The 18,794-nt window shown below is 68.0% G+C and carries 14 protein-coding genes; 10 read left to right on the top strand and 4 right to left on the bottom strand.

The genetic code is table 11. The features are described 5' to 3' along the window. Positions 1 to 15: 15 nt before the first annotated feature. The 10 genes from PKA16_RS02990 (at position 16) to PKA16_RS02945 (ending at position 12,315) form a co-directional block, all read left to right on the top strand. Positions 16 to 672, top strand: a complete 657-nt coding sequence (locus PKA16_RS02990; RefSeq protein ID WP_324400323.1) for a type 4a pilus biogenesis protein PilO — start codon at positions 16 to 18, stop codon at positions 670 to 672. Next, positions 669 to 1,214, top strand: coding sequence for a pilus assembly protein PilP (locus PKA16_RS02985; protein WP_324400246.1), 546 nt, complete (start codon positions 669 to 671; stop codon positions 1,212 to 1,214). The genes PKA16_RS02990 and PKA16_RS02985 overlap by 4 nt, the downstream gene beginning before the upstream one ends. Then, positions 1,211 to 3,337: a type IV pilus secretin PilQ gene (locus tag PKA16_RS02980; RefSeq protein WP_324400244.1), complete on the top strand. Its 2,127-nt coding sequence runs from the start codon at positions 1,211 to 1,213 to the stop codon at positions 3,335 to 3,337. The genes PKA16_RS02985 and PKA16_RS02980 overlap by 4 nt, the downstream gene beginning before the upstream one ends. Positions 3,338 to 3,542: 205 nt before the next feature. Then, positions 3,543 to 4,073, top strand: coding sequence for a shikimate kinase (locus PKA16_RS02975; protein WP_324400242.1), 531 nt, complete (start codon positions 3,543 to 3,545; stop codon positions 4,071 to 4,073). Positions 4,074 to 4,175: 102 nt separating this feature from the next. Further along, the gene (gene aroB, locus PKA16_RS02970) at positions 4,176 to 5,288 is read left to right on the top strand and encodes a 3-dehydroquinate synthase (RefSeq protein ID WP_324400240.1); all 1,113 of its coding nucleotides are present in this window, start codon (positions 4,176 to 4,178) and stop codon (positions 5,286 to 5,288) included. 368 nt (positions 5,289 to 5,656) lie between these two features. Continuing rightward, positions 5,657 to 6,799 carry a deoxyguanosinetriphosphate triphosphohydrolase gene (locus tag PKA16_RS02965; protein WP_324400238.1) on the top strand — a complete coding sequence of 381 codons (1,143 nt, stop codon included), beginning with the start codon at positions 5,657 to 5,659 and terminating at the stop codon, positions 6,797 to 6,799. Then, positions 6,796 to 8,010 (top strand): MFS transporter, encoded by a 1,215-nt coding sequence (locus PKA16_RS02960; protein ID WP_324400236.1) that lies wholly within the window; start codon positions 6,796 to 6,798, stop codon positions 8,008 to 8,010. Before PKA16_RS02965 ends, PKA16_RS02960 begins: the two co-directional genes overlap by 4 nt. Positions 8,011 to 8,040: 30 nt before the next feature. Further along, a complete protein-coding gene (locus tag PKA16_RS02955) occupies positions 8,041 to 8,613 on the top strand; it encodes a DUF1415 domain-containing protein (protein ID WP_324400234.1) in 573 nt (190 codons plus the stop codon). After that, positions 8,610 to 9,539 carry an SAM-dependent methyltransferase gene (locus PKA16_RS02950; protein ID WP_324400232.1) on the top strand — a complete coding sequence of 310 codons (930 nt, stop codon included), beginning with the start codon at positions 8,610 to 8,612 and terminating at the stop codon, positions 9,537 to 9,539. The genes PKA16_RS02955 and PKA16_RS02950 overlap by 4 nt, the downstream gene beginning before the upstream one ends. A gap of 52 nt (positions 9,540 to 9,591) precedes the next feature. After that, on the top strand, positions 9,592 to 12,315 hold the full coding sequence (locus tag PKA16_RS02945) for a UPF0149 family protein (RefSeq protein ID WP_324400231.1): 2,724 nt from the start codon (positions 9,592 to 9,594) through the stop codon (positions 12,313 to 12,315). Between the two features lie 347 nt (positions 12,316 to 12,662). Here the strand turns inward: PKA16_RS02945 and prmC are convergent, their stop codons facing one another. From prmC to PKA16_RS02925, 4 genes are all read right to left on the bottom strand, one after another. Beyond that, complete coding sequence (gene prmC, locus PKA16_RS02940) at positions 12,663 to 13,511, bottom strand: peptide chain release factor N(5)-glutamine methyltransferase (RefSeq protein WP_324400229.1); 849 nt, start codon at positions 13,509 to 13,511, stop codon at positions 12,663 to 12,665. A 54-nt stretch (positions 13,512 to 13,565) separates the two neighbouring features. Further along, positions 13,566 to 14,648 carry a peptide chain release factor 1 gene (gene prfA, locus PKA16_RS02935; protein WP_324400227.1) on the bottom strand — a complete coding sequence of 361 codons (1,083 nt, stop codon included), beginning with the start codon at positions 14,646 to 14,648 and terminating at the stop codon, positions 13,566 to 13,568. A 69-nt stretch (positions 14,649 to 14,717) separates the two neighbouring features. Further along, positions 14,718 to 15,152: a type IV pilin protein gene (locus PKA16_RS02930; RefSeq protein ID WP_324400225.1), complete on the bottom strand. Its 435-nt coding sequence runs from the start codon at positions 15,150 to 15,152 to the stop codon at positions 14,718 to 14,720. 15 nt (positions 15,153 to 15,167) lie between these two features. Beyond that, positions 15,168 to 18,767 (bottom strand): PilC/PilY family type IV pilus protein, encoded by a 3,600-nt coding sequence (locus tag PKA16_RS02925; RefSeq protein ID WP_324400223.1) that lies wholly within the window; start codon positions 18,765 to 18,767, stop codon positions 15,168 to 15,170. Between the last annotated feature and the right edge of the window lie 27 nt (positions 18,768 to 18,794).

Here is an 18,794-nt window from a genome sequence, read left to right as displayed (position 1 = left end):
GACGTCAAGGTGGCCATGGGCCGGCTGTCGGCGCAGTTCCAGGGCCTCGACACGCGGGACCCGTCAAGCTGGCCGGCGCTGCCGCGCTACCTGCTGCTGCTGCTGGTCGCGGCCCTGGTGCTGGTCGGCTTGTGGTTTGCCTGGCTGAAGGGCGTGGACGAGGAACTCGAGGGCGTGCGCACGCGCGAGGTCCAGTTGCGCGCGGACTATCGCGATCGCCTGCAGAAGGCGATCAGCCTGGAGGCCCTCAAGCGCCAGCGCGCCCAGGTGCTGCAGTACGTGACGCTGCTGGAAAAGCAGTTGCCGAACAAGGCCGAGATGGACGCGCTGCTGTCCGACATCAACCAGGCCGGCCTGGGACGCAGCCTGCAGTTCGAACTGTTCCGACCCGGCCAGCTGGTGGTCAAGGACTACTACGCCGAACTGCCGATCGCGCTCAAGGTGACCGGCCAGTACCACGACATCGGCGCCTTCACCGCCGACATCGCCGACCTGTCGCGCATCGTCACGCTCAACAACCTGTCGGTCGGACCCAGCTCCGACAAGGACAAGTCGGGCCTGCTGGCGCTGGAGGCCACGGCCAAGACCTACCGCTACCTGGATCCCGAGGAGATCGCAGCGCAGCAGGCGGCTGCGGCCAAGAACGCCCAGAAACCGGGAGCCAAGAAATGAGGACGCGCCTGATCGGTCTTCTGTCCGTGCCGCTGGCGGCCGTGCTGCTGGGTGGTTGCACGCCCGGGCACGAGGACCTGCGTGAGTGGATGGCTCAGCAGCAGCGCCAGATGGTGCCCAAGGTGACGCCGATCTCCGAGCCCAAGCAGTTCGTGCCGCTGGCCTACACCCAGAGCGACGCCGCCGATCCGTTCAGCGCCGAGCGGCTGACCCAGGCCCTGCGTCGCGAGTCGGGCGTGGGCGGCTCCGGGGCGGCGCTGATCGCGCCCGAGCTGAACCGCCGCAAGGAGCCGCTGGAGGCCTATCCGCTCGACGTCATGGCCATGCTTGGCAGCCTGGATCGGGGCGGCCAGCGCGTGGCGCTGGTGCGGGTCGACAAGCTGCTCTACCAGGTTCGCGTGGGCGACTACCTGGGCCAGAACTATGGCAAGGTGATGCAGATTTCCGAGGCTGGGGTGGGTTTGCGCGAGATCGTGCAGGACGCCGCGGGTGAATGGATCGAGCGCAACGCGGAGTTGCAGTTGCAGGAGAAGAAACAATGAGCAAGTGGACCCCGATTTCGCGCGCGCTGCGTGTCGCCGCGCTCGGCCTCGCCGGCTGTGGCGCCGCGACCCTGGCCTGGGCCCAGGCCAGCATCGAGTCGCTCACCAGTTCGCTGCAGGGTGGCGCCGAGGTGGTGCGGATCCAGCTGAGCCAGCCGCTGACGGCCGCGCCCACCGGTTTCGTGGTGCAGTCGCCGGCGCGCATCGCCCTCGACTTTCCCGGGGTGACCAGCGGCCTCGCGCAGAACAACATCGAGATCAACCAGGGCAACCTGCGCAGCGCCCACGTGGCCCAGGCCGGTGATCGCACGCGCGTGGTGCTGAACCTCAACCAGCCCACCACCTACCGCACCGAGATCCAGGGGCAGGCGCTGCTGGTGACGCTGGATGGGCCGGCGGCCACGGCGATGCCGGCGCAGCCGAGCCGTGTCTTTGCCGAGAGCCAGGCCGAGACCACCCAGCCGCTGCGCGGCATCGACTTCCGCCGCAGCGTCGAGAACACGGGGCGCGTGGTGGTCGACCTGCCGAACAACCAGGTCGGTGTCGACATCCAGCCGCACGGCAAGAACCTGGTGGTCGAGTTCCTCAAGACCAGCCTGCCCGAGGGGCTGCGCCGCAAGCTGGACGTGTCCGACTTCGGCACGCCGGTGCAGACCATCACCACCGTGCAGTCGGGCGATCGCGTGCGCATGGTGATCGAACCCCGGGGCCTGTGGGAGCACAGCGCCTACCAGAGTGACCGCCAGCTCGTGGTCGAGGTGCGCCAGCAGAAGACCGACCCGCACAAGCTGACGCGCGGCCCGACCTACAGTGGCGAAAAGCTGTCGCTGAACTTCCAGGACATCGACGTGCGCTCCCTGCTGCAGGTGATCGCCGACTTCACCAACTTCAACATCGTCACCTCCGACACGGTGCAGGGCAACCTGACGCTGCGCCTGAAGGACGTGCCCTGGGACCAGGCGCTCGACATCATCCTGCAGGCGCGCGACCTCGGCATGAAGCGCGTCGGCAACGTGCTGCAGATCGCGCCCAAGGAAGAAATGGCGGCCAAGGAAAAGGCCGAGCTCGAGGCCGCCAAGGCGATTCGCGACCTGGAGCCGCTGCGCACCCAGTCGTTCCAGCTCAACTACACCAAGGCCGAGGACATCAAGCAGCAGCTCACGTCCACCAGCGGCTCCGGCGGCGGCTCGGGCAGCAGCAGCGACGGCCGCCTGCTCAGCTCGCGCGGCAGCGTGATCGCCGAGCCGCGCACCAACCAGCTGTTCGTCTCCGACATCCCGTCGCGTCTGGAGCAGATCGCCGAGATGATCGCCAAGCTCGACATCCCGGTGCGCCAGGTGCTGATCGAGGCGCGCATCGTCGAGGCCTCGGACACCTTCGGCAAGTCGCTCGGCGTGCGCCTGGGTGGTGGTGACCTGCGCCGGCATCCGCTGGGCAGTGGCAGCGACGCGCCCACCGTCGGCTGGGGTGCCAACTACAACCAGCTCAATCCGGTCGCTGGCAGCACGGCGAGCGGTTCGGGGGCGCAGTTCCTCAACCTGCCGGCGATGGCGCTCTCCGGCGTCACGCCAGCCAGCTTCGCGATCTCGCTGTTCAGCGCCTCGGCCAACCGCTTCCTGGGCCTGGAGCTGTCCGCCCTGGAGGCCGACGGCAAGGGCCGGGTGGTGTCCAGCCCCCGCGTCGTCACGGCCGACCAGACCAAGGCCTTGATCGAGCAGGGTACCGAGTTCGCCTACCAGGAGGCCACCTCCAGCGGCGCCACTGCGGTGCAGTTCCGCAAGGCCGTGCTGAAGCTCGAGGTCACGCCCCAGATCACGCCCGAGGGCAACATCATCCTCGACCTGGACGTGAACAAGGACAGCCCGGGGGGCGTGGTCGAGGGCGCCATGTCGATCAACACCAAGCGCATCAAGACCCAGGTGCTGGTGGAGAATGGCGGCACCGTGGTGATCGGCGGCATCTTCGAGCTGACCGAGACCGAGCAGGAGAACAAGGTGCCGTTCCTGGGCGATATCCCGGTGATGGGCAACCTGTTCAAGCAGCGCACGCGCCAGGCCGACAAGCAGGAGATGCTGGTCTTCATCACGCCGAAGATGATCTCCGACCGCGGCGCGGTGCGCTGAGCCGCGCGCCCTGCCGCTCGAGCGCCCGCAATACGCGGTGCCGAGCGGCGCCCACTTGCGGTGCACCAGGTGCCCGCGCCGGCAGAGAGGTGCCGGCACACGGGGCGGATCGCGCAACGGATGACAATGGCGGTCGGCGCCCCGGGATTCGGGGCGTGCGCGTTGGGGCACCGGTGCGCCCCTCCGCTTCCTGTCGTTCCCTGCCATGAACCAGACCATTGCCCTCGTCGGCCTGCCCGCCAGTGGCAAGTCCACCGTTGGACGCGCGCTGGCGCGTCGCCTGCAACTGCCGTTCCAGGATTCGGATGCGGTGCTCGAACAGCGCCTGGGCTGCTCGATCCGGATGTATTTCGAGCAGGCCGGGGAGGCCGCATTCCGCGACCACGAACAGGCCGTGATCGACGAACTGACGCGCGGCCCGCCCTGCGTGCTGGCCACCGGCGGGGGTGCCGTGCTGCGGCCGCGCAATCGCGAACACCTGCGCGCGCGTGGCACGGTGATCTACCTGCGTGCCTCGCCCGAGTACCTGTTTCGCCGGCTGCGGCGCGACACCAAGCGCCCGCTGCTGCAGGTCGCCGACCCCCTGCAGCGACTGCGCGACCTGTACGCCGAGCGCGATCCGCTGTACCGCGAGTGCGCGCATTTCGTGCTGGATGCGCACGGCTCCTCGCTTGCCATGCTGGTCAACCGCGTGCTGATGCAACTGGAACTGATGGCGCCGGACGGCCCCCCGTGACGAGAGGGCGTTTCCGGCACTGACGGCGACGCGGTGCGCCCATTGCTTTCCCTGCCGCGACAGCGGCCGCGGGCGCGGCGCGCTGCCACTACACTCGCTTCCATGCCAGTGATTTCCCAGGTGCAGCAGGTGCAGATCGCGCTCGGCGAGCGCAGCTACCCGATCCGCATCGGCGGTGGCCTGCTCGATGATCCCGCCAGCTACCGCGAGGCGCCGGCCGGCAGCGATGCGCTCATCGTCAGCAACGAGACCGTGGCGCCGCTGTACGCCGCGCGCCTGTCGCAGGCGCTGGCAGCCCGGCACCGCCAGGTGCACCGTCTCGACCTGCCCGATGGCGAGGAGCACAAGACCTGGCAGACGCTGAACCGCATCTTCGATGCCCTGCTCGGGCACGGTGCCGACCGCAAGACCGTGCTGTACGCGCTGGGCGGCGGCGTGGTCGGCGACATGACGGGCTTTGCCGCGGCCTGCTACATGCGCGGCGTGCCCTTCATTCAGGTGCCGACCACCCTGCTGGCCCAGGTGGACTCGTCGGTGGGCGGCAAGACCGCGATCAACCACCCGCTGGGCAAGAACATGATCGGCGCCTTCCACCAGCCCCTCGCGGTGGTGTGCGACCTGGACGTGCTGGACACGCTGCCCGCGCGCGAGCTTTCCGCCGGGCTGGCCGAGGTGATCAAGTACGGCCCGATCGCCGACCCGGACTTCCTCGACTGGATCGAGGTGCACATCGAGGCCTTGCGCGCGCGCGATCCGGCCGCGCTGGCGCACGCCGTGCGGCGCAGCTGCGAGATCAAGGCCGCGGTGGTGGGGCAGGACGAGCGCGAGGCCGGCCTGCGCGCGATCCTCAACTTCGGCCACACCTTCGGCCACGCGATCGAGGCCGGGCTGGGCTATGGCGCCTGGCTGCATGGCGAGGCGGTGGCCGCCGGCATGGTGATGGCGGCCGAGCTGTCGCACGCGCTCGGCCTGGTCGATGCCGGCTTCGCACCGCGACTGGCGGCCCTGCTGGAGCGCGCCGGCCTGCCCACGCGGGGCGCCGTGCTGGATGCGCAGGACAACCCGGGCCGCTACCTGGCCCTGATGCGCCACGACAAGAAGGCCGAGCAGGGCGAAATCCGTTTCGTCGTCATCGACCGCCCGGGCCACGCCGCCGTGCGCGCCGCGCCCGACGCGCTGGTGCGGGACGTGATCGAGCGCTGCTGCACGCGATGACCGCAGGCCGCTGAAGCGGCCTGCATGATCCTGGAAACGGCAGTTGACCGCTTGCAACCTTCTCCAAACCCTCATGGCCATGGACGTTGGTGGCTTCTCTCCCGTTCACCCCGTGGGTGAGCACGCTACACGCCCGCCAGCACCACGCTCGCCGCGCCATGCGTCGTTGCTCCGCCTCGCCCACAGCAGGGCGCGGCACGGCCAGAGACCGCACCCGTTCGCGCGATCCAAAGGCGCAAAGGCGCCCTTGGAGCTGCAGCACCCACCCGCGCCCGACGCGCCCACGGCAGCACTGACGGGCGCATCCAACTGCCGGATCTAGGTTGGAGCGCAGCGAGATCATTTCGTCATTCGTCATCCACGAGCGCATGAACCTGGCCCCCTACGCCTGCGACCCGGAGCACTCGCGCGGCCGGCGCCACCCGGTCGCGCCGGCGCCGACGCGCAACGCCTTCCAGCGCGACCGCGACCGCATCGTGCACTCGACCGCGTTCCGGCGCCTGGTCTACAAGACCCAGGTGTTCCTCAACCATGAGGGCGACCTGTTTCGCACGCGGCTCACGCATTCGCTCGAGGTCGCCAGCCTGGCGCGCTCGATCGCGCGCCCGCTCGGCCTGCACGAGGACCTGGTCGAGGCCATCGCCCTGGCGCACGACCTGGGGCACACACCGTTCGGCCACGCCGGGCAGGATGCGCTCGATGCCTGCATGGCCGGCGCCGGCGGCTTCGAGCACAACCTGCAGAGCCTGCGCGTGGTCGACCTGCTGGAGCACCGCTACCCGGACCACGACGGCCTGAACCTGACGTTCGAGACGCGCGAAGGCATCCTCAAGCATTGCTCGCTGGCCAACGCGCGACGGCTGGAGGCACAGGAGCCGGGCGGCGTCGGGCGCCGCTTCATCGAGCGCCTGCAGCCCGGACTGGAGGCGCAGCTGGCCAACCTGGCGGACGAGATCGCCTACAACGCGCACGACATCGACGACGGCGTGCGCTCGGGCCTGCTGACGCTGGACCAGCTCGACGCGGTGCCGCTGTTCGCGCGTCACTGCGCCGACGCCCAGCGCGCGCATCCGCGTCTGTCCGAGCCGGGTTCGGGGCGTCGCCTGCTGTACGAGGCGATCCGCCGCATGCTGTCGGCCCAGGTCTACGACGCGATCGACAGCACGCGCGCGGCGCTGGCCGCGGCGGCGCCGCGCGACGTGGAGGCCGTGCGCCGCGCCGCGCCGCTGGTGCGCTTCAGCACGACCATGCGCGCCGAGTCCACCGAACTCAAGCGCTTCCTGTACGAACACCTGTACCGTCACCCGCAGGTGGCCGACACCACCGAGCGCGGGCGCCAGGTGGTGCGCGCGCTGTTTGCCATCTACCTCGAACGCCCGGCCGAGATGCGCGAAAGCTTCGCGCGCCGGCCCGACCGCGAGCGCGCCGTGGCCGACTACATTGCCGGCATGACCGATCGCTTCGCCCTGCGCGAGCACGAGCGCCTGACGGGCCAGAGGCTGTTCACATGACGGCCGGGCGCTCGCGCCACGCGCCCTGGGTCATCGTGCTGGCCGGCGTCGCGGCGGCACTGCACGTGGGCAAGCTGCCGCCGGCCCTGCCGGCGCTGCAACTGGAGCTCGGCATCAGCCTGGTGCAGGCCGGCTTCCTGCTGGCGCTGGTGCAGATGGGCGCCATGACCCTGGGCCTGGTGGCCGGCCTGCTGGCCGACGGCGTCGGCCTGCGGCGCTGCATGCTGGCGGGGCTGGTCCTGATGACGCTGGCCGGCCTGGCGGGCGCCTGGGCGCGCGGCGCGAGCGACCTGCTCTGGCTGCGCGCGATCGAGGGCGTGGGCGTGATGCTGGCCACCGTGCCCGCGCCCAGCCTGCTGCGTCGCAGCGTCGCGCCCGCGCGCCTGACGCGCATGCTCGGCATCTGGAGCACCTTCATGCCGCTGGGCACGGCGCTCGCGCTGCTGGTCGGCCCGCTGGTGATCGCGCTGGCCGGCTGGCGTGCCTGGTGGGTACTGATCGCCGCCTGCAGCGGCGCCATGGCAGTCTGGGTAGCGCGCGTCGTGCCACCGGATGTGCGGGCCGCCGTGGCGCGCGTCGAGCAGCCGACGCGCGAGGCCTGGCACCGACGCCTGCTGGCCACGCTGCGCGTGCCCGGGCCCTGGCTCGCGGCGCTGAGCTTTTCCGTGTATGCCGCGCAGTGGATGGCGGTGATCGGCTTCCTGCCCACGCTCTACCAGATGTCGGGCTGGGGCGGTGCGCTCGGCGCCGTGCTCACGGCCACCGTGGCGGCGGTCAACATGATCGGCAACATTGCCGCCGGGCGCCTGCTGCACCGGGGCGTGGGCGCGCAGCGGCTGCTCTGGGTCGGCTTTGGCGCAATGGCGCTGGGCGGCTGGCTGGCCTTCGGCAGCGCCACCCTGGATGCGCCGGTGCTGCGCTATGGCGGCGCGCTGCTGTTCTCCACCGTGGGCGGCCTGATTCCCGGCACCCTGTTCGGCCTGGCGCCGCGGGTCGCGCCGGGCGAGCACACCATCGCCACCACCGTCGGCTGGATGCAGCAGTGGTCGGCGATCGGCCAGATGGCCGGGCCGCCGGTCGTCGCCTGGGTCGCCAGCACGGCCGGCAGCTGGGACTGGACCTGGGCCGTGACGGGAGCCTGCTGCGTCGCCGGCGCCGCGCTGGCCGGGTTGATCGCGCGCCAGCTCGCGCGCCCGCCGGCCGGAGCATGACGCCCAGGGGCAACGCCCGATAATGCAGGCATGACCGACCCTGAAACCGCCATCGCCGACACGCGCCGCTGGCTCGAGCGCGCGGTGATCGGGCTGAACCTGTGCCCGTTCGCGAAGGCGCCGCACGTCAAGGGCCAGATTCACTTTGCCGCCTGCACCGGTGGGACGCGGCGCGACCTGCTGGCACGGCTGCGCGCCGAATTGCTGGCCCTGGCCGCGGCCGACCCGGCCGAGCGCGAAACCACGCTGCTGGTCGTGCCCGACCAGTTTGCCGACTTCCTCGACTTCAACGACTTCCTGGACGAGGCCGAGGCCCTGCTGGATGCGCTGGACCTGCAGGGCGTGCTGCAGATCGCGCCGTTCCACCCGCGCTTCCAGTTCGAGGGCACGGCGCCCGAGGACATCGGCAACGCCAGCAACCGCTCTCCGTATCCCACCCTGCACCTGCTGCGCGAGGACAGCGTCGACCGTGCCGTGCAGGCCTTCCCCGAGGCCGAGGCGATCTGGCAGGCCAACGTCGAGACGCTGGAGCGGCTGGGTCCCGAGGGATGGGCGGCGCTGGGCGTTGCCGCCTCGGGCGAGAAGCCGCCCGAGCGGTCATGACGAAGCACCCCATGGCGCCGCCTACGCCGCCCCGTGCGCGCCGGGGCGCCACCGGCGGGCACGACCGCGGCCAGGCCGAGGCGCTGGCCGCGCTGCGCCCCGGCCAGTCGGTCGAACTGCTGCAGGAGCTGCACATCCTCACGCGCGAGGGCCGGCTGAACCAGGACTCGCGCCGCAAGCTCAAGCAGGTCGAGCATCTGGTGCGCTTCATCGAGCCGATCCTGGACGCCTTGGCGCCGGCTGACGGCCAGGCCCTGACCCTGGCCGACCACGGCGCCGGTAAGTCCTACCTCGGCTTCATCCTCTACGACCTGTGGTTCCAGCCGCGCGGCCAGGGCATGATCTGGGGCATCGAAACCCGGCCTGATCTGGTCGAGCGCTCGCGTGCGCTGGCCGAGCGCCTGGGCTTCGAGCGCATGCGCTTCCTCAATGTCAGCGCCGCCGACGCCGCCCACGCGGCCGGTCTGCCCGAACGCTTCGACGTCGTCACCGCGCTGCACGCCTGCGACACCGCTACCGACGACGCGATCGCCTTCGGCCTGGCCAAGCGTGCCCAGGCCATGGTGCTGGTGCCCTGCTGCCAGGCCGAGCTGGCCGCGCGACTGCGCATGAACAAGGCGTTCGCCCTCTCACGCACGCCGCTGGCCGAACTCTGGCGCCGCCCGCTGCACACGCGCGAAATGGGGAGCCAGCTCACCAACGTGCTGCGCTGCCTGTACCTCGAATCACAGGGTTACGCAGTGACCGTGACCGAGCTCGTGGGTTGGGAGCACAGCCTGAAGAACGAGCTGATCATCGCGCGCTGGACGGGCCAGAAAAAGCGCAGCGCCGGCGAGCGCCTGCGCGCGCTGCTGGACGAGTTCGGCCTGGGCGCGCTGCTGCCGCTGCGCTTTGCGGCGCTGGCCGACGAGGCGCCGCCGGCTTGACGCCCGACTCCGCTACACCAGGCCATGCTGCCGTATTTCTGAAAGGTTCCTGATGGACGAGTTCGATCATCCCGGCGCCGTGGGTGCGACCGGGAGACTGCTGGACGAGATGATGTCCCGGCTGATGCGCGGTGACGATCTGCAGGCATTCGGTGACTGGTTCGTCGCCGACTCGGGCGCGCTCGACAGCGATGCGCCGGACGGCGCGCGCGCCGCCCGTGCCATGGCACGCGCGATGTGGGCGGCGGTGCCCATGCCGTCCAACCACTGGCGCCCGCGCGGCCTGCCCAAGATCGAGCGCAACGACCCGTGCCACTGCGGATCGGGCCGCAAGTACAAGCACTGCTGCGCCGCGCTGGCCCACGTCACCGTGCCCTTCGACCGTGAGACGCTGGCCGCGCTCGCCATCCAGCATGCGCCGCCCGAGGCGCTCACGGTGGCTAGCCTGCGCCAGGTGCCCGCGCACGCGCTGGCGCAGGCGGCGCGATTCTGGCTGGAGGGCGGCCAGCCCGGGCAGGTCGCGCGCGTGCTCGGCCCGCTGTTCGAGCAGCCGCAGCGCCTGGACGGGCGCTACGAGCCGGCGTTCGACGCCTTGATGGACGCGCTGCTGGAGCTGGGCCAGCAGACTCACCGCTTCGAGCTGGCGCGCCAGATCGGCCAGCACCGCGACAAGGCCCTGGCCACCGCCGCGCGCGCCCGCCAGGTCACCATGCTGGCCGATCAGGGCGAGTACGCGCAGGCCTGGGCGCTGTTCAAGCAGGCGCAGCGTGACGCACCGGACGACCCGCAACTGCTGCACCTCGAGCTGGTGACCCTGCTGGCCGAGGGCCGTGCCGACGAGGCGCGCCTGCGTGGCCCGATGCTGGCGGCCAAGGCGCGCCGTCTCGGCCACGACGAGCTGGCGCCGGTGCTGGAGCAATTGGCCGAGCAGGGCTTGCACGGCATACACGCGCTGCCCGGCGAGGGCGTCGACGCCGAGGAAGCGGCCCTGATGCACGACTGGCTGGCCCTGTGCGCGCAGGTGCCCGCCGAGCTCGATGCCGAGGCCGCGCGTGCACGCTACCGCATCGAGGCGGGCGCCCCGGTGCCGGCCGTGCGCGGCCGCAAGGCCGATGTGCTGGCGTCGCTGGTGCGGGGCATGCGCTGGCTGCGCGTGCGCCCCGAGCGCGCCCTCGCCGCGCTCGAGCGGCGCTGGCAGCGGCGCTTTCCCGTCTCCAAGCCTGATCTGACCTGGGCCATCGGCAACGCCGACAGCGTGCTGGACGAGCCGGCCGCGGTGGCCCAATTCCTGCGCGACCACCCGGATGGCTGGCTCAGCGTGCAAGTGGTCGACGACCTGCTGCTGGCGGCGCAGGAGATGCTGCACCCGGGCGCGCCGCCGGCCGAGCAGCAGGCCGCATGGCGCCTGGCCGAGCACGCGCTGCGCCTGCTGCGCGCGCTGCTCGGCGAGGCGTCCGACGCCGCCGGTGCGCGCGCCCGCCACCTCGGCGTGGAGTGGGCGCACGAGCCCAGTCGCCCGCTGCTGCGCCTGCTGGCCCAGGCCATCGACATCGGCCGCCAGCAGCAGCGCGACGTGCTCGCCCTGCTCGAGTGGAGCCTGGCGCTCAACCCGATCGACAACCACGGCTGGCGCGCCCAGCTGGCCGACGCCTGGATCGCGCGCGGCCAGGCCGCCGATGCGCTGGCGCTGCTGGAGCGCTACCCGGACGACCTGCCGCCCGCCGAGCACCGCCGCGCCCTGGCCTTGTACATGCTCGATCGCCGCGACGAGGCGCAGGCCGTGCTGGCCGCCGCGCATGCCGAATACCCCGCCTACCTGGACGCCCTGTGGCCCGAGATGCTCGATGCGCCCGAGCCCGAGGATGGCCCGGGCCTGCGCCTGGGCAGCGCCGAAGCCGCGTTCAACCATCGCGCCGAAACCCGCGCCCACTGGGTGCGCAGCGGCGCGCTGGCCTGGGCGCGTGGGCTCGACCTGCCGGCCGCGCCGCCCGCGGGCGCTGGCCAGCCGCAGGCCGGCGCGCCGTCCGCGGCCACGTTGCCGTCGCCGATCACCGCCCGCACCAACCTGGCCGATCTGCGCCTGCCCGCCAAGGCGCGCCAGCACCTGCGGCGCCACTACGACTGGCCGCGCCTGCACGGCTTCATCACCGCCATCGCCTGGTCGCCCGAAATGGTGGCGCCGGGGCGCTGGATGACGCCCGTGATGGGCTGGCGCGCCACGGCGCTGCCCAAGACCGAGGCGGCGCAGCTGAAGGCGCTCAACGCCGACATGCAGGCCATCATGCAGCTCTACAACACGTTGACCGCGGCGCTGATCGTGGGGCCGCAGGGCGCGCCCATGCCGCTGGCGCTGGCGACCGAACTGGCGCCCGACGGCCAGGCCGACGCGGGCGAGGCCGAATTGCTGCGCTGGGCCGCCGGCTTCGTGCAGGGCGCCGAACTGGGCGCTGCCGGCTGGCGCAGCGCCGGCCGCCCGGTCCAGTCCAAGCCCGGCAAGGGCGGGGCGCCCAGCGCCTTCGCCGCGCTGTATACGCTGGCGGCGCGCGCGCCGCGCGAGCCGGGCGCCGCCGCCGGCGCCTGGCAGGCCGTGCACGACGACGGCCAACCGCTGCTGGTCGGGCTGGACGCGCCCGGCGCATGGCCCGTGGCCGAGCAGCTGAAGCTGGTGCTGACCGACCTGTGGCAGGTCGTGCTGCCGCTGCGCCTGGCGCGCATCGCCAGCGCCGCGCCGGGCGGCATCCAGCTCAGCAGCTACACGCTTGACCCGGACGATTGATCGTCCAAAGCGGGCTCACGTCGCGGGCCCTGCTGACGTGCGATGCATCATGAGGCCAGCAGTCAGCCCGCCGGCGTGCAGGGAGGCGCGGCGCTCGGCCCCCATCCCTGCCTTCCCCCAGCGGGGGAAGGTGCCACGCAGCACTCCGGCGACGTGCAGCGCGCAGAGGTGCGCCGCGTCTCACGCTCCCCCCGCTGGGGGGAGGATCAAGGCGGGGGCAAGCGGCTTGGGTTGATCCGGCAGTCGGCCCATCGGCGCCGCGAGCCCACCCCTCCCGCCTCCAGGAGAGGCGCCGCACGGCATCCCGTCAGCGGACCCCGTGCGCGCACCGCCTGCACGCGCCGCGTTCACGGCACCATCGGCGTCGCCGCGCCACCCCGGCATCCTCCCGAGCAACGCTCCAGCCCCGCCAGGTCGCGGCGCGATTGCATCTGGCCGAAGCCGGCATCCTGCAGCAGGGCGCGCACGGCGGCGGCCTGGTCCCAGCCGTGCTCCAGCAGCAGCCAGCCGGCCGGCACCAGGTGCGCCGGCGCGCCCGCCACGATGCGGCGGATGTCGGCCAGGCCATCCGCCCCGCTGACCAGCGCCTGGCGCGGTTCGTGCGCAAGAGCTGGCAGGTGGGGGTCGCCCTCGGCGATGTAGGGCGGGTTGCTGACGATCAGGTCGAAGCACTCGCCCGCGACCGGGGCCAGCCAGTCGCCCAGTCGCAGTTCCACCGGCAGGCCCAGGTGCTCGGCGTTGGCGCGGGCCAGCGCCAGGGCGTCGGCACTGGCATCCACCGCGATTACGTGCGCCGCCGGACGCGCTTGCGCGATCGCCAGCGCGATGGCGCCGCTGCCGGTGCCCAGGTCGAGCACCTTGCGCGGCGCGCCCGCGGGGAGCAGTTCGAGCGCCCAGTCGACGAGCGTCTCGGTATCGGGGCGCGGGTCCAGCGCGCGTCGGTCCACCTGCAGCGCGAGGCCGTGGAACTCCTTCTGCCCCGTCAGGTAGGCCACCGGCTCGCCAGCGAGCCGGCGTTCGCACAGGGCTTCGAAGCGCGCCGACGCGGCGGGCGGCAGAGGTTCGTCCCCATGCGCGATCAGCCAGGCACGCTCGCGTGGCGAGCGGCCCAGGGCGTGCAGCAGCAGCATCTGGGTCTCCAGGTGCACCAGCCCGCGCGCCCTGGCAGCCGACAGGGCCTGGGTCAGCGAGGTCATCGCCGCCAGCCGGCGCGGCGGCCCTTGCAGCATCCGGGCCCGGCCGTCACCGACTTACCCATGCGCCTGCAGCTCGGCCATCTGCTCGGCTTCGTGCGTCGCGCGCAGCGCGTCCAGGATCTCCTGCAGCTCGCCGTCCATTACCTGGGGCAGCTTGTGCAGCGTCAGGTTGATGCGATGGTCGGTGACGCGGCCCTGCGGGAAGTTGTAGGTGCGAATGCGGTCGCTGCGGTCGCCCGAGCCGACCAGGCCCTTGCGCGTCGCCGCCTCGCGTGCCGCGCGTTCGCTGCGCTCCTTCTCCTGCAGGCGCGCCTGCAGCACGCGCAGCGCCTGGGCCTTGTTGGCATGCTGGCTGCGCCCGTCCTGGCATTCGGCCACCAGGCCGGTGGGCAGGTGCACCACGCGCACGGCCGAGTCGGTGCGGTTCACGTGCTGGCCGCCGGCGCCCGAGGCGCGAAAGGTGTCGATGCGCAGGTCGGCCGGATCCAGCGTGATGGCCTCGGTCTCGTCTGGCTCGGGCATGACCGCCACCGTGGCGGCGCTGGTGTGGATGCGGCCCTGGGTTTCGGTCACCGGCACGCGCTGCACGCGGTGGCCGCCGGACTCGAAGCGCAGCGTGCCGTAGGCGCCGTCGCCCACCACGCGCAGCACCACCTCCTTGTAGCCGCCCAGCTCGGCCGGCGATTCGCTCGGCAGCTCGACGCGCCAGCCGTGACCCTGAGCGTAGCGTGTGTACATGCGCGCCAGGTCGCCGGCAAACAGCGCCGACTCGTCGCCGCCGGTGCCGGCGCGAATCTCGACGAAGGCATTGCGCGCGTCATCGGGGTCGCGTGGCAGCAGCAGGCGCTCCATTTCCGCCTCCAGCTCGGCCAGTTCGGTCTCGCAGGCGGCGATTTCCTCGTGCGCCAGCTCGGCCATGTCGGCGTCCTGCAGCAGCTCGCGCGCCGCCGCCAGGTCGCGCTCGCGCTGCTGGTAGCGCGCCCAGCGCCCGGCCACGGCCGCGACCTCGGTGTGCTCGCGCGACAGCGCCATGAACTGCCCCATGTCGGCCATGACGTCGGGCTGGGCGAGCAGGAAGTCGAGCTCGGCGAGGCGGTCTGACTGGCGAATCAGTTGATCACGAATGGCAGGATGCATGGGCGCAGCGAAAGCAAGGATTTTCGCTGCTTTCTGGACCGCTCTGAGCGGCGGGCCGGCATGGCCGGCTTACTTGCCCCAGCATTCGGTCACGATGTCGCCCGAAGTGGCTCCATTGGCACCGCGCAGCCCACCTTGGTTGAGCGTGTAGTTGCCGCACTTGTCGCCCGCTTGGCCACCCTTGGGGGTGGCGGTCAGCGTATAGGTGTTTCCATCCGCCGACACGATCGAAATGTCATAACGATCCGACGGAACCGTCATCAAGCTGGCTGGAAATGCGGCGGCCAGCGGGTAGGTTCCAGTTGCCGTGGCAGCGCGTTCCAGCCATTGGGCGGCCTGCAGCAGGCCGGCACGCGCTTCCGCCCGGTGCCCGCGGCGAATGTATTCGTTGTAGCTGGGTAGCGCGACCGCCGCCAGGATGGCCACGATCGCGACGACGATCATGACCTCGATCAGCGTGAAGCCTCGCGCTGAGGTGGGTTTTCGAATTGCGGTCGCCTGCATGTCCGGCTCCTTCCCTTACTTGATCTGCCGCCAGCTGGGGCGTGTGGACTGCTCGGGCATGCGGGCCAGCGTGTCTCGCTCGCCGCCGCCGCCGGTCATGTCGACGATGCGATCCGGCTTGGTGATCAGAATCGGTGTGCCTGTCTTGACAGCCATCCGCGCAACGTACAGATCCCCACTGTCGTAGACACCATTGCCGTCGAAGTCGACCAGTTGCACCGATGGTCGCTTGCCGTCCATGATGTTGATCAGGGTGCGAAACTGACTACCGGAACTAGTATCCACCTTAACAGGAACGCAACTTTCATTAATATTATCGCTCTCGCTGTTCTTCGTGCCTGGAGGGGTCTCAGTATAGACTGCAAGAATGTTGCTGCCGTCATAGAATTGCATCGGCTTGAGTAACCGCTCACCTGTGGCTGGTAAGTCGAGATACCAGCCCTTGTAGTTGGCCCACGTATCCTTCTTTAATTCCTGTGTGGCAATCACAGTCGCGAAGTCGCCTTGCACGGCGGTGATGGTCTGCTTGGCCAGAGGCTTACCATCATTGGCCATGGTGCCTACAGGAACAGGGATCGGTACGCCAGTGACAGGGTCGCCTTTGCAGTCGTTCTCCCCCGGGTGGACTTGAAGCGAGGAATTGTCAGATTTCATGCAGTAGCGCGTGTTGTCGAGTACCGAATACAAGGTCTGCACGCTTTGCGTAATGTCAGTACGGCGGTCTTCCTCGGTTAGATTTCGTCCAGTGCCAAAGGCCACCATCACGCCGCCCACGGGAACAGTTTTTGCGTCATTGCCCGTCCCCACGATCATCTGGCGATCGTTGGCGCGCACGATCGGCGGGGCGGTGATCGGTTGCACCTGGTCGCGCGTGGTGCTGTTCAGCGTCACGGGGCCACGGGCCGTGAACAGAGGTTTGTTATTGCCAAAGGCCACCTTCCAGTCGCTGTCGCTGGTGCTGGTCAAATCAAACTTCCAGAGATTGCCCAAATTGTCGCCAGCGTATACGACGTCGGTTTTGCCGTCGCCATCAAGGTCTACCAGCGCGGGCGAAGCCAAGCCATTGTCCTTGGCGTTGCCGCTGCCCGTATCATCGGTGGTGGCCTGGATAAGCTTGAGTGCCTTGTCCCCATCGAGGTACTGAATCAAAAGCACTGGCCTTCTATTGACGCTGTTGTAGCCGTTACCCATGACGACTGCCCAGCGACCGTTGTTCAGGCGCGTGATCTGGGTCGCCTCTTGCAAGTTGGTGGGGTTGCGTCCTGGGTGGGCGGTGATGTTTCCGATATCTTTGGCGTCGGTTTCTGCAACCGCCTCGTTGTTGCCGCGCGTCCGATCCATGAGCACGAGACTGGAAGCGTTACCTTCAGTGAAGCTCGACGGGTTAGTAACATCCAGTATGAAGTAACCTTTGCCACCAGCACCCAACGTGCCGACGAGCAGAGTCTTCCAATTGCTGCCATCTTTGATATCGCCCGTCATCGGCGAGCCATCGACATAGTATCGGTGTTCATACTCTGGATCGGTCAGTGCCTTCAGCCCTCCAACCACACCCCGTGGGACGTAGGCGATCAATTCTTTCCCGTTTTTAGCCGAGAAACCATGCAACATGCCGTCGTTTCCGCCCACGTACAAGATCGGCGTACGAAACTTGTGTGTGCTGGCGAAATCCGAATAACCCATCCCGTAATTGCTGATGGGGCCGCCGGTGTACCAGATCTCCGAGTTGACGATGTCGCCGTGTCGGCTCACGCGCGCACGGAACGGCTTATCGAGCGTCGTGCCTTCCAGTGAATGATCGCCCCGGATGTAGTTAACAATATTTTTCGCTTGAACCTTCAATTCTGGTGTAAGCGCGTCGTTTGCTCCGATGCCGAGAAGGGACTTTTTCTGGGCTGTGCTGTAACTAATCTCCCCGTTTGTGGGCCATTTGAATGGGACCCCTGAACTGTCGTCGCTCCAACTCAGGATCACCCGGTTATCTACGGATGCAAGTTCATCCAGTCGGTTCGCCGTGGTCTTGCCATCCCATTCCGAGATCACGTCAGGAAAGCGAATGCACATGGCCTCCGGATCTTCGGCAGAGGGGCATTCGTACTCTTCCGGATCGACTGCACGAGTTGCCGTGATGTAACCAGTCCAACCATCTTTGGGGCTGTAGACTGAGGCGAAAATGCCGGCATTATTCTGGGAAACATTGTAGCCAGTGGTGCTGCCACCACCAGCGATTTCATCTGGCAGCGGTGCAGTCTCTTCGTTGATCTTACCAATGATCTCGCGGAATGCCTGTTCTAATTCGGCGCCCTCTTCGATAGCGTAAAATCGTCCACGCCCATTTAGCGCAGCGTGCCATAAATCGAGAGCGTTGTTTTTCTCTGTACTTGCGGTCAAATTTGGCCAAGTTGTTGTTCCCTTTGCCAGGGAAGCGAAACTGCCATCATAACCGAATGGGGATTTATCGCTAGGTGCGATAATGGTATTTGTATCCCATGTATATGCAGATTCGCTGAATCCAATCGTATAAGTAACCAAGTGCGGCCAATTTGCGGGATTATATTTTGGATTCCAGAATTTCTTTAGCGTTACTTTATTGCTTCCTGTGCCGAAATCCTCTGTTGCCGGTGCTTCGTCATAGAGTTTCGAAGGTTTGAGCATATTGGCATCTTTCAGAGCGCTGTTTGCTTGCAACGGTACAGCCCAACTATAAAATGCCCAATCTGCTAATGTTGTTCCGGATGAGGTGTCTCGATATAGTTGTGAATCGGCGCCAGTATATTTTGTGATCCCATCTCCGAGAGTCAGATTGGTGGCGTTATCTCTTTTATTGGTGTCGGGTACTTGGGTTGCTGTGCCGTTCCAGCGCCCATCTGTCATCATAATGTGATAATTGCGGCGGCATCCTAAATATTCATTTTTCTTGTCGGAGCTTGTACCGCCAGGGTCAGTAGACCACGGACCATTATTATTTAGTTTGGCCCTCAAATAGGCATCCGCTTGGCTGAACATCTTGTGAGATGGGGTTCCTCCGTTCGCAGAGAAATTTTGCACGAAGGTTAAGAAATTCTCTCGATGCGTTTTTTGATCTTTCCCGGTCCCTATTTTTTTGTCAATGGGACGCATTGAGTTCGTTTGTATTTGACTGGCATTGAATCCGCTTGCGGTGCTCGAATTCATGGCTTGCCAAGCAATCCGGATCTTATTTTCCGGAATTAGATCGTCATCATTGAATACGTTCTTCAGCGCATATTTGAGAACATTGATTCGACGAGCAGTTTTTGGCCAGACGCCGTTAATCGGCTCTTGTTCCTCGGTTATCTTGACTATTATGTCTTTGCCTTTGTCGTTCTTGCCGATCCAGCAATTATTCTGTCGTTTGGCGACAGAATCCATATCCTTATTATCTTCATGTCCTTCGGAGTTGGTTAGGCAATATCTCATACTTCCCGAATCATCTAGGGAAATGATTACATTGGGAGCAACAAAAGCTGATTTGGAGGTGGGCAGCGGCGGCTCCTGAACCAGCTGAAGCGCCCAGCCAGTCGAAGGCGCCAATGCCGCGCTGATGGCAAGTGCGAGAAGATTCTTCCGGTAGGGAGTTTGGGATTTGCGGGGCATGGCGTGCTCCTTCGATCAAATTCAACA

The organism is Ottowia sp., from assembly GCF_035325765.1.
Classification (GTDB): Bacteria; Pseudomonadota; Gammaproteobacteria; order Burkholderiales; family Burkholderiaceae_C; genus Ottowia.
Note: the sequence above shows the minus strand (reverse complement) of the source record. Positions and strands in the feature narration are given on the sequence as shown.

What these genes read in the sequence shown, in the direction of transcription:
- PKA16_RS02990 (WP_324400323.1), top strand. Translation starts at nt 16, where the DNA reads ATGGGCCGGCTGTCGGCGCAGTTCCAGGGCCTCGACACGCGGGACCCG.
- PKA16_RS02985 (WP_324400246.1), top strand. Translation starts at nt 669, where the DNA reads ATGAGGACGCGCCTGATCGGTCTTCTGTCCGTGCCGCTGGCGGCCGTG.
- PKA16_RS02980 (WP_324400244.1), top strand. Translation starts at nt 1,211, where the DNA reads ATGAGCAAGTGGACCCCGATTTCGCGCGCGCTGCGTGTCGCCGCGCTC.
- PKA16_RS02975 (WP_324400242.1), top strand. Translation starts at nt 3,543, where the DNA reads ATGAACCAGACCATTGCCCTCGTCGGCCTGCCCGCCAGTGGCAAGTCC.
- aroB (WP_324400240.1), top strand. Translation starts at nt 4,176, where the DNA reads ATGCCAGTGATTTCCCAGGTGCAGCAGGTGCAGATCGCGCTCGGCGAG.
- PKA16_RS02965 (WP_324400238.1), top strand. Translation starts at nt 5,657, where the DNA reads ATGAACCTGGCCCCCTACGCCTGCGACCCGGAGCACTCGCGCGGCCGG.
- PKA16_RS02960 (WP_324400236.1), top strand. Translation starts at nt 6,796, where the DNA reads ATGACGGCCGGGCGCTCGCGCCACGCGCCCTGGGTCATCGTGCTGGCC.
- PKA16_RS02955 (WP_324400234.1), top strand. Translation starts at nt 8,041, where the DNA reads ATGACCGACCCTGAAACCGCCATCGCCGACACGCGCCGCTGGCTCGAG.
- PKA16_RS02950 (WP_324400232.1), top strand. Translation starts at nt 8,610, where the DNA reads ATGACGAAGCACCCCATGGCGCCGCCTACGCCGCCCCGTGCGCGCCGG.
- PKA16_RS02945 (WP_324400231.1), top strand. Translation starts at nt 9,592, where the DNA reads ATGGACGAGTTCGATCATCCCGGCGCCGTGGGTGCGACCGGGAGACTG.
- prmC (WP_324400229.1), bottom strand. Translation starts at nt 13,511, where the DNA reads ATGACCTCGCTGACCCAGGCCCTGTCGGCTGCCAGGGCGCGCGGGCTG.
- prfA (WP_324400227.1), bottom strand. Translation starts at nt 14,648, where the DNA reads ATGCATCCTGCCATTCGTGATCAACTGATTCGCCAGTCAGACCGCCTC.
- PKA16_RS02930 (WP_324400225.1), bottom strand. Translation starts at nt 15,152, where the DNA reads ATGCAGGCGACCGCAATTCGAAAACCCACCTCAGCGCGAGGCTTCACG.
- PKA16_RS02925 (WP_324400223.1), bottom strand. Translation starts at nt 18,767, where the DNA reads ATGCCCCGCAAATCCCAAACTCCCTACCGGAAGAATCTTCTCGCACTT.